Here is a 13476-nt window from a genome sequence, read left to right as displayed (position 1 = left end):
GGATCCACACCAGCGGTCCCGGATGCCGTGCCGCCTGAAACCAGGCGAATGCGCGCCGCCCCCCGCCCTCGGCCTCATGCACGCGGCGCGGGCGCAAGGATAAGGGGTCGGGTGGAGCGACCTCAGGCCGCATCCTCACGCGCCCCTTCCGCCACGATCTGCAGCATCCCGTCTGAAAGGGGTCGTTGCAGGTGCAGCGCCTCGGCGGCAGGTGCTGTCAGCCAGCTGCGCCATTCCGCAGGCGTTGTCAGGATGACGGGCATAGCCTGCGGATGAACGGGCGCCACCTCGCGGTTGGGCGGACAGGTGAGGAACCCAAAGAGGTCCGCCATTACCTCGCCCTCCTTCAGTTTGCGCACAGAGGTCCATTCGGTGCGCAGACCCGCAAAGAACGCCAGAGGCCGATCAGGACCAAGTGCGAACCAGACCGGGTGATTGCGGGGCGCGCCGGGGCGGCTGTCGATCTCGGAAAAGCTGGTAAAGGGCACAAGGCAGCGGTGCTCCACCCCCAGCCAGCGCCCCCAGTGGGCTGAGGCGGTATTGCGGATATTGCTCACACCGGGATCTGTGCGCTTGCCCTTCAGAAACACCTGCGGCGTCGGCATGCCCCAGCGGGCTTTGCTCAGTTGCCACCCACCCGCCTCTGCGTGTCGGATGATCGGCGCGGCATAGTCCGGGAAGATCCCCGCCATAGGTGGCAGGTTGCCCACCAGATCCTCAAAGGCCTCACCCCCTTCGATCACATCGTCAAAGACATGCCGCATGGCGTCCTGGGATTTGGTCTGTGAATAGAGGGTGCACATCAGCGGATCCGGAGAATAGAGAGGAAGGATTGATCCGGAACATTGCCAGAACACGCCGCTTCGGGGAAGGGTGTTTCTGATGTCACCGACATGTCCGTCGGGACAGTACTGAGCGGCCCAAAACGACGGCTATGCAACACAATGCCATCGCTTGCACGGGGTTGCCTGCCGATGCTTCTTTCGAAACTGGGTGGGTAAATGCTACGTCGGTTGCCAGAACGACCGGCGAGCGACGAGGGCGCCGCGCCGTTATACAGCGCACACCAGGACGTGCAGTTAATGGCTGACCTTGGCGCGGATCTTCTCTTGGCTGGGTTTAGCCCCGAACAAGCGGCGAAGCTCCCTCGGGCTCAACCCGGTCACCGAAACAACATACTCCGGCGGCAGAGCGGGATCGGCCCACAAGAGACCTGCTTTCCCGATGGTTTCGAGGGTCATAGGTTGTCGAGGCTCCTCCTCGACCGGCTCAATCTCTTCTTCGTGGACCCAATCATTCATTCAGTTCATGTACTTCCTCTTCGCATGCAGCCCCTGAAAGCGGGACCAGACTGTTGCAACGGTCGCACTCATTTGCTCCCGTTCCCGCAGCAAAAAACGCACAAGGGCTGACTGCAAGACCGTCCATTCAACTTGCGCAAGAGTTCGCTTAGGCTTGAGGACAAACACGAAGCTGACGTTCGCCGTAGGCGCATCATTCAAGCAAGGCCGACCTGCAAAAGTGCGGACTCACCTGCCGCGCGTTACAGAAGCTTCACTTGTCCAAATACGGCCTCCCGGGTAGGTGATGACCATGATGGATCGCGACAAGACATTTCTCTCAGGCCATAAAAACGGCCTCGGTATGAACGGCGCCGGGTAAACCAGTCGCCGCCCGGCGTTTCGAGGTCTGGACTGCGACGACCACCATCATGAATATCCGCCTCTGTTTCACCATCAGGCCTCGCAGCGTGCTTTTGCATGTGCGTGGATCAGGTCCGGGAAAGACCACGCCAATAGCGTTGGCCAGATAGCTTGCGTATAGCTTGCCTGCCCAGTGATGTTGGCGACGGGTGAGGTCGGTCCTAACCTCGGGATCTCCGTTCAGCCTTGCAACCCATCAGAATCACAAATATCTGAAATAAATAAGTTATTTTCAAATCAGTCTCTCAGACGCGAAGGCTACCGGCAGTGTGTATGACCGCCAGAACGGAGACAAAATGTGAACGACTGGATGCTCCGCAAAGGCATGGCAGCTCTATACACGTGAGCCGGTGTGAAAGCCTGCCTAGGCGCACTGGGGCCCGGTCATCTGAAACCTAAAATGGGCGTGTCTTGCGCTCCCCCGCCCAGCTGGCAAGGACAGGAAGGATCGCAACGATCAGAAAAACCCGAAGCACATGATGTGCGGCGACCATCGCCGGGTCGATCAAGAGTGCCAGTGCAACGACCCCGAGCTCGGGCGCGCCACCGGGCAGATAGGCCAGAAAGATGCCCACGAGGGCCGCAAGCCAGCCGTCGCGGAAGATCTGGATCATCGTGTAGCTGGCGAAACGGGCGCCCACGCTTGCCTCAATGACAATCTGCGCCAGCGTGGACAACACGAGCGGCACATGGACGGTCAGCAGCCCTGTCGCGTGCAGCAATGCCGAGGTCAGCAATGGCAAAAGGAGCATTGCCGACGGCAACCTCATGCGGCTTGCAATGAACCAGCTTACGACTGCGGCAAGCGCGAGAATGCTGTGGTTCAGGGGATCAATCGCCTCGGGATGGGCATAGGCGGCACGGTTTGCATCGGCGAGGTCTATGCCAGAGATCATCTGGATCACGATGGGTGCGGACACCAGCAGGACAACCAGCCGCGCAGTATGACAAAGGACCACTCGGTTGACCTCGGTCCTATAGTCTTCGGCCAGCATTGAAACCACGGAAAGCCCCCCGGGCATCGCCGCAAAGAGCGCCGTGTTGCGCTCCATTCCGCCCCAGTGCCGGAAAATAACATAGGCAAAGACACCGAACCCCACGGACAGCAGCGACATTGCGATCGGACTGAACACCCAGGTGCCTGAGCGGGCGACGACATCCTGAGTAAAGCCAGTCCCAAGCATATTGCCGATCGCCACCATCGAATAGCTGCGCCAACTCGGCGGCAATGTCGGCTGAAAGCCTGAAACCTGGGTCACGAACGCAGAGGCCGCGAGACTGCCCAGAACCCAGGGGAGCGGCAAATTCAGCAGAAAAAATGCAAGTCCACCCGCCGCGCCGACAATCAGTGTGACAGCGCCGCGGGAGAGAGGTGAGAGTGTCATGAGGTGTGTTCTGCCGAGGCCTGTTTGCGTTTACGCACTGCCTTAAGGACCGGCGCGCCGACAAGTACAAGGATCATTATGATAAAAGCGTCAGCGCAATCGGACGTTCCAGCAGATAATTCATCGGGTGACCGCCCGAGATCTGCAACGTGCGCACGAGTTCTCCTTCCATCATCCGCCCCAGTAGAAGGCCGATCACCGTGGCCGCGACCGGATAGTCGCTCCTGCGCATCAGCCAGCCAAGCGCGGAGAAAGCCGCAACCGTCAAGGGCCCCGCAATCGTGCCAGTGATCCCGTAGCCACCCCAGGCACACATCGCCAGAACGCTGGGCACCAAATAAGACAGCGGCACCCGCACCACCATGCCAAGCAAGCGTAGCATCAGCAGGCCTATCACTGCCAGAAGCACCACCTGCCCCAGATTACCCAGGATGATTGAGTAGACGATGTCGCTTTGATTGCGGATAAAGGATGGGCCACCAATGATGTTGTGAAAGGAAAACGCGGCGAGCAGCACTGCAGTGGCCGCACCACCGCGGATACCAAGCGCAAGCAGCGCGGTCATTGACCCGCCTTCCGAGCTGCTATTGGCGGATTCCGCCGCGGTCACGCCCTCTGGCGCGCCTTTACCAAAGGCTTGGGGAGTCTTCGAGGTACGCTTTGCCTCTCCGTAAGAAACGAGGTTCGCGACAGATGACCCCACGCCGGGGATTGCCCCAATTACCGCACCGATGAGGCTCCCGCGGATCAGAACGCCAGGATAGCGGAAGGTTTCGACGACACCTTTGAGGATCCTCGGAATTGAAATGTCGCGCTGCGCCTTGTCCTGCACCAAATACGTGCTGCCGCGCAGGCGCAGCAGTTCCGATGCCGCAAAAATGCCGATCATCGCCGGTACCACCGGAATGCCGTCAAGCAGATGCGGGTTGGCAATTGTAGTGCGCATGATGCCTGTGGTGGACATACCGATCTGGCTGAGGATCAGCCCAAAGAACCCCGCCACCAGCCCTTTCGACAAGCTGCTGTCGTTCAGCGTGGCAATCAGCGTCAGCCCCCAGAACACATCCGCGCGCTCGAACGCGCAGGTGCCAGCGCCATCCAGCTCGAAGATCAAAAAATCCGCAAGCGCTGCGGGCACTTTTCCGGAAAGGAAGTTGTGCCAATTGCGGAGGCGCAGATGCGCATCCGCGCGGCACAGAAAGGCACGCCTCAGCTGGTTAATTTGGTGGTAGGCGGGAAGACCCCAATCCTGGATTTGGATGAGTTGGGCGAGATGGGCTTTTCTCTCATCCTCTATGCCAATGTGGCGCTTCAGTCGGCGGTCTATGGCGTGCAGATGGCATTGGGTCAGCTCAAGGATACGGGCAAGATGGATGAAAGCGGTCCTCTGGCCAGCTTCATGGAGCGCCAACGGATGGTGCGCAAAGACCTCTTCGACGAACTTGAGAAGCGTTACGCAATCTGAGGGCGTTGTCACGTTAACTGGCCTGAGGTTGTCGGTTCATTGATCTGGGCGTAGGCGGTGTCGACTCAGACATTGAAAATCATCTGTAAACGCCACCGCTTTCCACCCAGATCATCGCTCACGTTGTCTGGCTCTACGTCCGGTTCAACTTGAGCCTGCGCGAGGTTGAGGAGCTGATGCTGGAACGTGGCGTGGACGTTTCGCACGAGACGCTCCGGCGCTGGAACGTCAAGTTCGGACCCCGGATCGCCCACTTTCTAAGGCGACGGCCGCCGCGCCCCGGCGATGTCTGGCATCTGGACGAAGTCGTTGTGAATATCGCAGGCCGGTCATACTGGCTCTGGCGCGCGGTCGATCAACACGGCGTTGTTCTTGAGAAAATCGTTCAATCGAGACGAGACAAGCGCGCTGCAAAACGGCTTTTGGTCAAGCTGATGATCCGCTGGGACTCCATGCACAAGCGGATCATTACGGACAAACTGCGCTTCGATGGTGTCGCAGTCATTCCGCTCTCACCATCCGCTACCACCGCCTCGAAGCATTCGCAGCGTGGAAATCCGCAGCAAATTCAGCTTGATCAACGAACGACGCGCCAACTTGCAAACTCGGCGAGTTAACGTGACAACACAGATAGAGCAAATGCAGCTTGGCAGTGGGATCGGCCCCGATCTATGATCGCCATCCAGTGCTGGACTAAAAAATCCGGTGCCAACCAAGTCCACGTGCACGCGACAGGGACAAAGTGAAACAGTCCGCGCCGGTTTCACACAGGCAAATCCGGCGCGAGCATGGCGGGTCCAAACGGGAAAACAGGTATCTTCCGTTGCCCAGACTTTGCAGTGGCATCACCTGTCGTGTCGGGCCTGCGCCGATCACCACAGCACCCTCGTTGATTTCGAGCATCCCGCCGTGCAGATCGCTTTGCCAGCAGCCCTCCAGATGTTTTGGCCGACCGTCTTCGGAATGCGCAGGGCTGAAATGTACAGGTGCATGCCCCACAAACCCCACAATATCGCCACCGTCCATATGCAGCTGCAACCGCGATGTGGGCGAGCCGCTGTCAGCCCAGCCATCAGGTGCTGCATAAAGTGCAACCTCATCATCCAGGCGGCAAGCTGTGGTGGAGGTGATCTCAAGCCAATCGGCACCTTCTGGGGCAACATAAAGACCCGGAGCCAGACCATGCGCCGCCGTCGCTGGTGTCTGTTGTCCCAGCAGCACGGCGAGAACCTGCGCTGTCATGTCCGCGCCATTGGCGTCGTCGCGATTGGCAACCATTGCCACGCCGACACCGGCCTCGGGGCACATCAGAAGGAAACTCTTGTAGCCGGGTTGCGAGCCGCCATGGCCGATCAGGCCATGGGGTCCGATCTTCTGATGACGCACCCCCAGACCATATCCAGTGCTCAGCCCGTCTGACAGATGGCGCGGCGCGCTCAACTGCTCCAACAGCCCGGCCTGTGCGCCCTCCCCCGCCAACAGGGCACGGCCCCAACGGGCCAGACTGCGGCCAGATCCGGCCAAGGCCCCGGCGGCAGACAGGTGCATGCCCTGCATGCCGATTTGCCAGCCCTCAGCGCCCGCCCAATATCCGGGGGCAAGCCCCGCCAGTGGATCGATCCAATAGTCCTGCGCGACAAAATCAAGGCCAAGCGGCTGCGAAAGCTCTGTAATATAGGGTGCAAAATCAAGGCCTTTGGCCCGCAGCGCTTCTTCGACCAGGCGGTAGCCGCCGTTGGAATAATGCACCTCTGTGCCCGGCGCGTAACTGGGCGCCTGCATCGCTTCGTGAAAGGCCAGCAGGTCCGGTGCTTCGCTGCGAGTATAGACCGAGTGGCCCAGCAGGGTCAGGGCTTCGCGGGTATCGGGAACACCGCCGCTCATGTCGAGCGCCTGACCGACCGTGATCGCGCCAAGGGCAGGCGCCAGTTTTGGCAAATGCCGCCCCAGCGGATCCGTCAGGGCAATCACATCGCCGTGGGCCAGCACAAAGCTGCAAAACACATGTTTCGTCACCGAAGCCAGACGTGACAGGGTATCCGGACAAAAAGCAGCGCCCGTGGCGAGATCGGCAACACCTGTGGCATGGTCAAATCGCTCGCCCGCAGAGTCAAAGCTGACCAGCGCGCCGCCCGGATCACGGCCATCCCAGCGGCCCAAAAGCTGTTGTGCGCATGTTTCAGCGGCCTGCCAGTTCAGGTATTGCCCTGTCATCAGTCTGCCCCGTTCGTGATAAAAATAGGTGGTGAAGGCTGCGCTAGAGAGCGGCGGCCTCAACTGTTTCCAGGCTCAAGCTGAGGTCGACCAGTTCGCGGGTATGGGCATGGACGGCCTTGTCGTTCCGCAGCGCCTCGGTCGTCAGCTGTTCGACCATGATACCGTGCTGCATGGCCCCCATGCGCGCGCACAGATGTGCGATCACCGCCAGATTGTGACTGACCATCACATAGGTCAGGCCAAGACGCTGGCGCAGGTCCGCCAGAAGGTTCAACACTTCGGCCTGCACTGAAACATCCAGGGCCGATGTCGGCTCGTCCAGCAACAGCACTTCGGGTTCTGCGATCAGGGCGCGTGCTATCGCAACCCGCTGACGCTGACCGCCGGACAACTGGTGGGGAAAGCGAAAACGCACCGACGACGGAAGCGCGACCTCGGCCAGCGCCCGGTTTACACGGCCGTCGATATCACCGATGCCGTTGACCAGCAGGAATTCCGACAGGATGCGATCAATCGTTTGCGCCGGATGCAAAGAGCCAAAGGGATCCTGAAACACCATCTGAACCTTGGTGTAAAACGTCCGGTCCCGGCGCAGGCCAACCTTGTTCCCGTCAAAACAGATCTGCCCGGACCAGTCACGGTTCAGACCCGCCAACGCCCGCAGAACGGTCGACTTGCCAGAGCCGGATTCACCCACGATGCCAAAGCTTTCACCGGGTTCCACATCAAAGCTGACCCCCTTGACGACCTGCGTGCCGGAAAATGCGATCCCCAGATCAGACGCTTCGATCATGGTGGTCATTGTGCTTTCTCCTCCAGCCAGGCGACATCGCGGTGCAACACGGGAAGGATAGCCCGCGGTTTGTTCAACATCGGCATGCAGTTCAAAAGACCCCGTGTGTAGGGATGCTCGGCACGGGCTAGGTCTGCGGCTGCGATCTCTTCCATTTGCTGGCCCATATACATCACGCTGACACGATCGCAGAAATGCGACACCAGCGGCAGATCGTGGCTGATCAGGATCAGCCCCATCCCGCGACTCTCCACCAGATGATCGATCAGTCGCAAAATCTCAGCCTGCACAGAGGCATCCAGGGCCGAGGTGGGTTCATCCGCGATCAGAAGCTCGGGGTCGGGCGCAAGCATCATCGCAATCATCGCGCGCTGGCCCATCCCGCCCGAAATCTCGTGCGGGTAGGCATCCAGCACCTTTTTTGGATCGCGGATCATGACTTGTTCCAGCAGATCAAGTGCCGCCTCGCGCGCTTCCTTGCGGTTTCCGCGTTTATGGGTGCGCCAGCTTTCGGCAATCTGGGTGCCGATGGTCTTGACCGGATTCAGCGAATACTTGGGGTCCTGCAGAACAAAGCCCATGCGTCCGCCGCGGATCTTGCGCATCTCACGTTCGCTTTGGCTCAGCAGATCAATACCGTCAAACGTCATCTTCGTGGCGCGGACGTCGGCCTGTTTCGGCAGAAGGCGCATCAGTGCCCGAGCCGTCAGCGACTTGCCAGACCCCGACTCGCCCACGATGCCCAGCTTTTCGCGCAAGTCCAGCGACAATGAAATCCCGCGTACCGCTTCAAAGCGCGTGCCGTTACTTACGAAGGCGATACGGAGATCTTGAATATCGACTAACATTGTTTGGCCCTCAGCTCTGTTTTGGGTCGAGCACGTCGCGCAGACCGTCGCCCAGGAAGTTGAAGGCCAGCGAAATCATCAGGATCGCGACACAGGGCGCCAGCGCGACCCAGTATTGGTCCAGAATGAACCGCTTTGCCGTGGCGATCATCGCACCCCATTCCGGGCTGGGGGGCTGCGCGCCCATGCCAAGAAAGCCAAGGCTTGCCGCTGTGATGATGATCGACGACATGTCCAGCGTCACCCGCACGATCAGCGACGGCACGCAAAGCGGCGCCACATGGCGGGCCACGATGCGCCAGGGCGATGCCCCCGTCATTGCGGCCGCTTCGATGAAATCGGCATGACGGATGGTCAGCGTCTCGGCCCGTGCGATACGCGCATAGGGCGGCCAGGCGGTCAGCGCGATGGCCAGGATCGTGCTTTCCACGCCCGGGCTCAGGGCAGCGACGAAGGCCAGCGCCAGGATGAGACGTGGAAAGGCGAGAAAGACATCGGTGACGCGCATCAGGCAGGTATCGACCCAGCCGCCGAAGAATCCGGCAACGGTGCCAACCGCCAGACCAAGTGGCGCCACCAGAACGACCACCGCGATCACCATGCCAAGGGTCACGCGCCCGCCATACAGCAGCCGCGACAGGATATCCCGGCCCAGCTCGTCCGTGCCCAGCAGATGCGCCGCGGATGGCTTTGCCAGCCGGTCGGTCAATTCCTGCACTGTCGGATCATAGGGGGCCAGCACCGGCGCCAGTGCGGCCAGCACCACACAGGCAAGGATGATCGCCAGCCCCAGCATCGCCAGCGGATTGCCTTTCAGCGCCAGCCAGATGCGATAGCGCCGCCCCCAGGCGGCCTGCCGTCGTGAACCGGCATCGTCGTTGAGTGCCCATCTGCGGAAGTCAGCTAACATGGTTTGGCCCTTATTTAACGCGCGGGTCAAACACCCGGTACAGAAGATCGGCCAGCAGGTTCAGCCCGACATAGACGCAGCCGATCAGCAGTGTGGTGCCGACCACGGGGTTCATGTCGCCGTTCATCAGCGAATTCGTCAGATATTGCCCAAGCCCCGGCCAGGCAAAGACGGTCTCGGTCACCACCGCGCCTTCAAGAAGACCGGCATAGGTCAGCGCCAGAACCGTGATCAGCTGCACCGCGACATTGGGGAAAGCATGGCCCAGAACCACGGCCCAAAGCGACAGGCCCTTGGCCCGTGCTGCGACGATATATTCGCCCTTCAGCGCGCCCAGCATGAACGCACGGGTCATGCGAGTGATATAGGCCATCGAGAAGTAGCTCAGGATACAGACCGGCAACGCCATGTGATGCACCGCATCCCAGAACGCGCCCGCATCGCCCGCCAGGATCGTGTCGATGGTCAGAAAGCCCGTGACTGATGGAATCATGCCCTCGTAGATGATATCCTGACGCCCCGGCCCCGGCACGATGTCGAGAAAGACGTAGAAGATCAGCAAACCAACCAGCGCCAGAACGAAGACCGGCACGGAATGGCCCGTAAGACACAGCACCCGGATCACCTGATCGGTGATGCTGCCTTGACGCACCGCCGCCCAGATGCCCAGCGGCACGCCGATCACGGCAGCCAGGATCAGGGCCACCGTCGCCAGCTCCATCGTCGCCGGGAAATAATGTGCGATGTCAGAAGCCACTTCGTTATGTGTCAGCACAGACCGTCCGAAATCGCCATGTGCCAGCTGCACCAGGTAGTGCCAGAACTGCACAATCAGAGGATCGTCCAGCCCCATGTCGGCACGTGCTTGCAACACCACGGACTCGGGGGCGTTGTCGCCAACGGCGGCGAGCACTGGATCGACAGGCATCACCCGGCCGATCATGAAGGTTACGATAGCAAGGCCAAGCAGCGTCACAAGGACGCTGCTGAGCATGGAGCCGAAGGATTTCAGTTTCGGGATCACGCTTTCGTGGTCTCCGCATAGCTGTTGCCATCCGGCAGCGGAGCAAGTTCGACGCCTGTGACATTCTTGCGGCAGGCCGCGGTGGTGGTCTTTTGCATCATGATCGCAAAAGGGCTGTTATGCGCGTAATACTTCTGAAGCTCGACATAAAGCTCGATGCGCTTCTTCGGATCACGCTCATCCCGGGCTGCCACTGCCATTTCGGTGATCTTGTCGTCCTTGAAGCTTGAGCGCCATGCGAAGGGCTTGGTCGCCGCATCCTCTGAGTTATCGTAGTTGATGCAGAACACGTCCGCGTTCGCGTTCGGGTCAAAGTAATCGGTGCCCCATGCGGACAGGATCATCTGATGTTCGCGAGCGCGCATCTTGGTCAGCACCTGACGGTTTTCACCAGAGATCAGTTCAGCCTTGATGCCGACTTTGGCCAGATCCGACTGGATCGCCTGCGCGACGTCCGGATAGGGCTGCGCCGAATAGTGATCGAAGGTGATCGTGAAACCGTCGGGATAACCTGCTTCGGCCAAAAGCGCCTTTGCCTTTTCGATGTCCTGGGTGAAGAACACCTCGTTCACGGCGCCGGGCAGACCTTCGGGAATGATGGACTGGTGGACGTCATGGGTGCCCGACAGGATGTTTTTCTGGATCGAGTCGTAGTCGATCGCCCATTTCACCGCTTCCCAGATTTTCGGGTTCGACAGCGTTTCGTTGGCAGCGTTCATCGACACCAGCATCAGCGACGCCTGTTTTTTGCGGATCAGATCGACGTCGGCATTGTCTGCCAGCGACTCGATCTGCTGTGTCGTCAGGTTGCGCGCGATGTCGATGTCGCCCTTGGCCAGCATCAGCTGCTGGGTGGACGGGTCGATGATATGGCGCAGAATGACGCGCTGCAGGCTGCCATCATAGCCGCCATTCGGGTTTACGTTCAGCGAAATCGTGTCTGACGGACGCCAAACTTGCAGCGTGAACGCACCCGAACCCGCAGAGTTCTTGTCCAGCCAGGCCGTACCCCAGTCGCCGTCAACGGCTTCGGCCTCAACGACGGCTTTTTCAACGACAGAACCGATATTGGCCGACAGGCAGTACAGCAGGAAGCCGATTGCGGTGGGTTCTTCGGTGGTGATGACAAGTGTCTGCGCATCGGTGGCGCGAATGCGCTCGACAACGTTTTCGGGGGTAAAGCCGAACTGAGTGATGATGAACGCGGGGCTTTTGTTCAGCGATACGACGCGCTGCAGGGACCATGCACAATCTTCGGCCGTCAGGGCCCCACCGGAAGCAAAGATCTGGCCCTGGGCAATTTTAAATGTGAAGGTCTTGCTGTCCTCGCTGGCTTCCCAGCTTTCGGCAACTTCGGGCAGAACTTCGTCGGCATTTTCGAGGCTCGGCTTCACCAGATTCTGGTACATGTTGCCACAGATCTCCGACCCGACAGCCTCAAAGCTGACATGCGGATCGAGTGTGGTCATGTTGTCTAGCTGCTGCGCAACAACAAGGATGTCATTTGGCGTATCCGCCATCGCTGCGTTCAGCGACAGGTAACTTACGGTCGGGAAAGCGGCTGCAGTGGCCAGAAAATTACGTCTTGTAAGCATACCAGAAGATCCTTTCAGATGATAAACGAGAGCAACGGCGGCCTTTCGGCAACTGTCGGTGGCCGTCACGTTTGGTTGGACCACGCGCTATCATGCCCACTTTTTGGTCATCCAATGCCGATTTAGGGATACCCCATGCATTTTCTGCATAGGTATTTATTTTCAATATCTTACTGATCCATACCTAAGAAGCTCAGATCATTGCCATACTTGCATTGCCGTTTTTACAGGCAGAGAATTGCGCTTATCCAATCGGAGCAATTTATGACGTCCTCAGACAAACTTCCCGTATTCGATGGTCACAACGATGCCCTGCTGCGCCTGTGGCGTTCTGGCGGGCCGGAGGCGAGTCGCCGTTTCATTGATGGGGAAGACAAGGGTCACATTGATTTGCCGCGCGCGCGTAAGGGGGGGCTGGCGGGCGGGCTGTGCGCCATTTATGTGCCTTCGGAACGTGTGCTGGATGATCAGGGCAACTGGCCCACACCCAGCCGCGAAGAGGCGCTGGATGTCACCACCTCGATGGCCGCCCTGCTGACGAGGATCGAGGCAGACTCGCAGGGCGCACTCAGTATTTGCCGCACGGCTGCTGATATCCGGGCGGCTCTGGCGCGCGACAGCTTTGCCGCCGTCATGCATCTGGAAGGGGCCGAGGCAATCGGCGCCGATCTTGATCTGTTGTATCTGTTGCACGCCGCCGGTCTGCGCACGCTTGGACCGGTCTGGAGCCGCCCCAATATCTTTGCCTTCGGGGTCCCGTTTCGTCACCCGCACAGCCCCGATATCGGGCCCGGACTATCAGGCCACGGAAAAGCGCTCGTGCGGACCTGCAATGAGCTGAAGATCATGGTGGATCTGTCGCATCTGAACGACGCAGGCTTTTGGGATGTCGCGCGCATTTCGGATGCGCCGCTGGTGGCATCACATTCCAACGTACATGCCATATGCGCCCACAGCCGCAACGTCACGGACGCACAGCTGGATGCGATCCGCGATACGGGCGGGCTGGTCGGCATCAACTTTGGCGTCAAGTTCCTGACACCCGACAGTCGCCTCGACCTTGATATGGACCTGTCGCAGATGGTGCGGCACGTCGATTACATCGTGGACCGCATCGGCATTGATCATGTGGCCTTTGGCTCAGATTTCGACGGCACGATGATCCCGGCCGCACTGCGCGATTGCCGTGACCTGCCAAAGCTGACGCAGGCGCTTCGCTCTGCGGGCTATGATGCGGCAGCGCTGAACAAGATCACCCATGAAAACTGGATTCGTGTGCTGGAGCGGACCTGGGGCGGCTGAGGCGAAAGCCTACCCTCGGGGTTCGCCGGGCGGCTGAGGCGAAAGCCTACCCTCGGGGTTCGCCGCGCAACACACTGATCCCCGCCGCGCCAGACAGCCAGTCGACAAAGGCGGGGCGGACTGCGCCGGTAAAGCTGACAACCGGGCGCGCCGCACAGAGGGCATTCAAAACCGCTGACGTTGCCCCCAACTTTTATCCAGCGTGAGCGAGACTCCGGGTTTGAGTTTTGCCGA

The 13476-nt window shown here is 59.9% G+C and carries 12 protein-coding genes and 1 pseudogene; 3 read left to right on the top strand and 10 right to left on the bottom strand.

What is annotated here, in order from left to right; genetic code table 11:
• Positions 1-122: 122 nt before the first annotated feature.
• From P775_RS11425 to P775_RS11405, 4 genes are all read right to left on the bottom strand, one after another.
• Positions 123-803, bottom strand: coding sequence for an SOS response-associated peptidase (locus P775_RS11425; RefSeq protein WP_099911129.1), 681 nt, complete (start codon positions 801-803; stop codon positions 123-125).
• Positions 804-1079: 276 nt separating this feature from the next.
• Entirely contained in the window at positions 1080-1301 is a 222-nt protein-coding gene (locus tag P775_RS11420) for a hypothetical protein (protein ID WP_099911128.1), read from the bottom strand.
• Between the two features lie 797 nt (positions 1302-2098).
• Entirely contained in the window at positions 2099-3088 is a 990-nt protein-coding gene (locus P775_RS11410) for an AbrB family transcriptional regulator (protein WP_099911126.1), read from the bottom strand.
• Positions 3089-3164: 76 nt separating this feature from the next.
• On the bottom strand, positions 3165-4202 hold the full coding sequence (locus P775_RS11405) for a tripartite tricarboxylate transporter permease (RefSeq protein WP_218967670.1): 1038 nt from the start codon (positions 4200-4202) through the stop codon (positions 3165-3167).
• Between the two features lie 63 nt (positions 4203-4265).
• Here P775_RS11405 and P775_RS11400 point away from each other — a divergent pair, with 63 nt between their 5' ends.
• Together P775_RS11400 and P775_RS11395 are read left to right on the top strand one after the other, a co-directional pair.
• A complete protein-coding gene (locus P775_RS11400; protein WP_218967669.1) occupies positions 4266-4553 on the top strand; it encodes a hypothetical protein in 288 nt (95 codons plus the stop codon).
• Positions 4554-4610: 57 nt separating this feature from the next.
• Positions 4611-5170 (top strand): annotated as a pseudogene (locus tag P775_RS11395) (IS6 family transposase).
• Positions 5171-5246: 76 nt separating this feature from the next.
• Here P775_RS11395 and P775_RS11390 read toward each other — a convergent pair.
• From P775_RS11390 to P775_RS11365, 6 genes are read right to left on the bottom strand one after another with little or no spacing between them, the layout of a single operon-like run.
• A complete protein-coding gene (locus P775_RS11390; RefSeq protein ID WP_099911125.1) occupies positions 5247-6767 on the bottom strand; it encodes a serine hydrolase domain-containing protein in 1521 nt (506 codons plus the stop codon).
• A 43-nt stretch (positions 6768-6810) separates the two neighbouring features.
• Positions 6811-7572 carry an ABC transporter ATP-binding protein gene (locus P775_RS11385; protein WP_218967668.1) on the bottom strand — a complete coding sequence of 254 codons (762 nt, stop codon included), beginning with the start codon at positions 7570-7572 and terminating at the stop codon, positions 6811-6813.
• The gene (locus P775_RS11380) at positions 7569-8411 is read right to left on the bottom strand and encodes an ABC transporter ATP-binding protein (RefSeq protein ID WP_099911124.1); all 843 of its coding nucleotides are present in this window, start codon (positions 8409-8411) and stop codon (positions 7569-7571) included. Before P775_RS11380 ends, P775_RS11385 begins: the two co-directional genes overlap by 4 nt.
• A gap of 10 nt (positions 8412-8421) precedes the next feature.
• Positions 8422-9321, bottom strand: a complete 900-nt coding sequence (locus P775_RS11375) for an ABC transporter permease (RefSeq protein WP_099911123.1) — start codon at positions 9319-9321, stop codon at positions 8422-8424.
• 10 nt (positions 9322-9331) lie between these two features.
• On the bottom strand, positions 9332-10345 hold the full coding sequence (locus P775_RS11370; protein WP_245875645.1) for an ABC transporter permease: 1014 nt from the start codon (positions 10343-10345) through the stop codon (positions 9332-9334).
• Positions 10342-11940, bottom strand: coding sequence for an ABC transporter substrate-binding protein (locus P775_RS11365; RefSeq protein ID WP_099911122.1), 1599 nt, complete (start codon positions 11938-11940; stop codon positions 10342-10344). The genes P775_RS11370 and P775_RS11365 overlap by 4 nt, the downstream gene beginning before the upstream one ends.
• Positions 11941-12204: 264 nt before the next feature.
• Here P775_RS11365 and P775_RS11360 point away from each other — a divergent pair, with 264 nt between their 5' ends.
• The gene (locus tag P775_RS11360; protein ID WP_099911121.1) at positions 12205-13242 is read left to right on the top strand and encodes a dipeptidase; all 1038 of its coding nucleotides are present in this window, start codon (positions 12205-12207) and stop codon (positions 13240-13242) included.
• Positions 13243-13476 lie beyond the last annotated feature (234 nt).

This window comes from Puniceibacterium antarcticum (assembly GCF_002760615.1).
Lineage (GTDB): Bacteria > Pseudomonadota > Alphaproteobacteria > Rhodobacterales > Rhodobacteraceae > Puniceibacterium > Puniceibacterium antarcticum.
The sequence above is the reverse complement of the archived record's forward strand: the minus strand, read 5'-3'. Positions and strand labels throughout refer to the sequence as shown.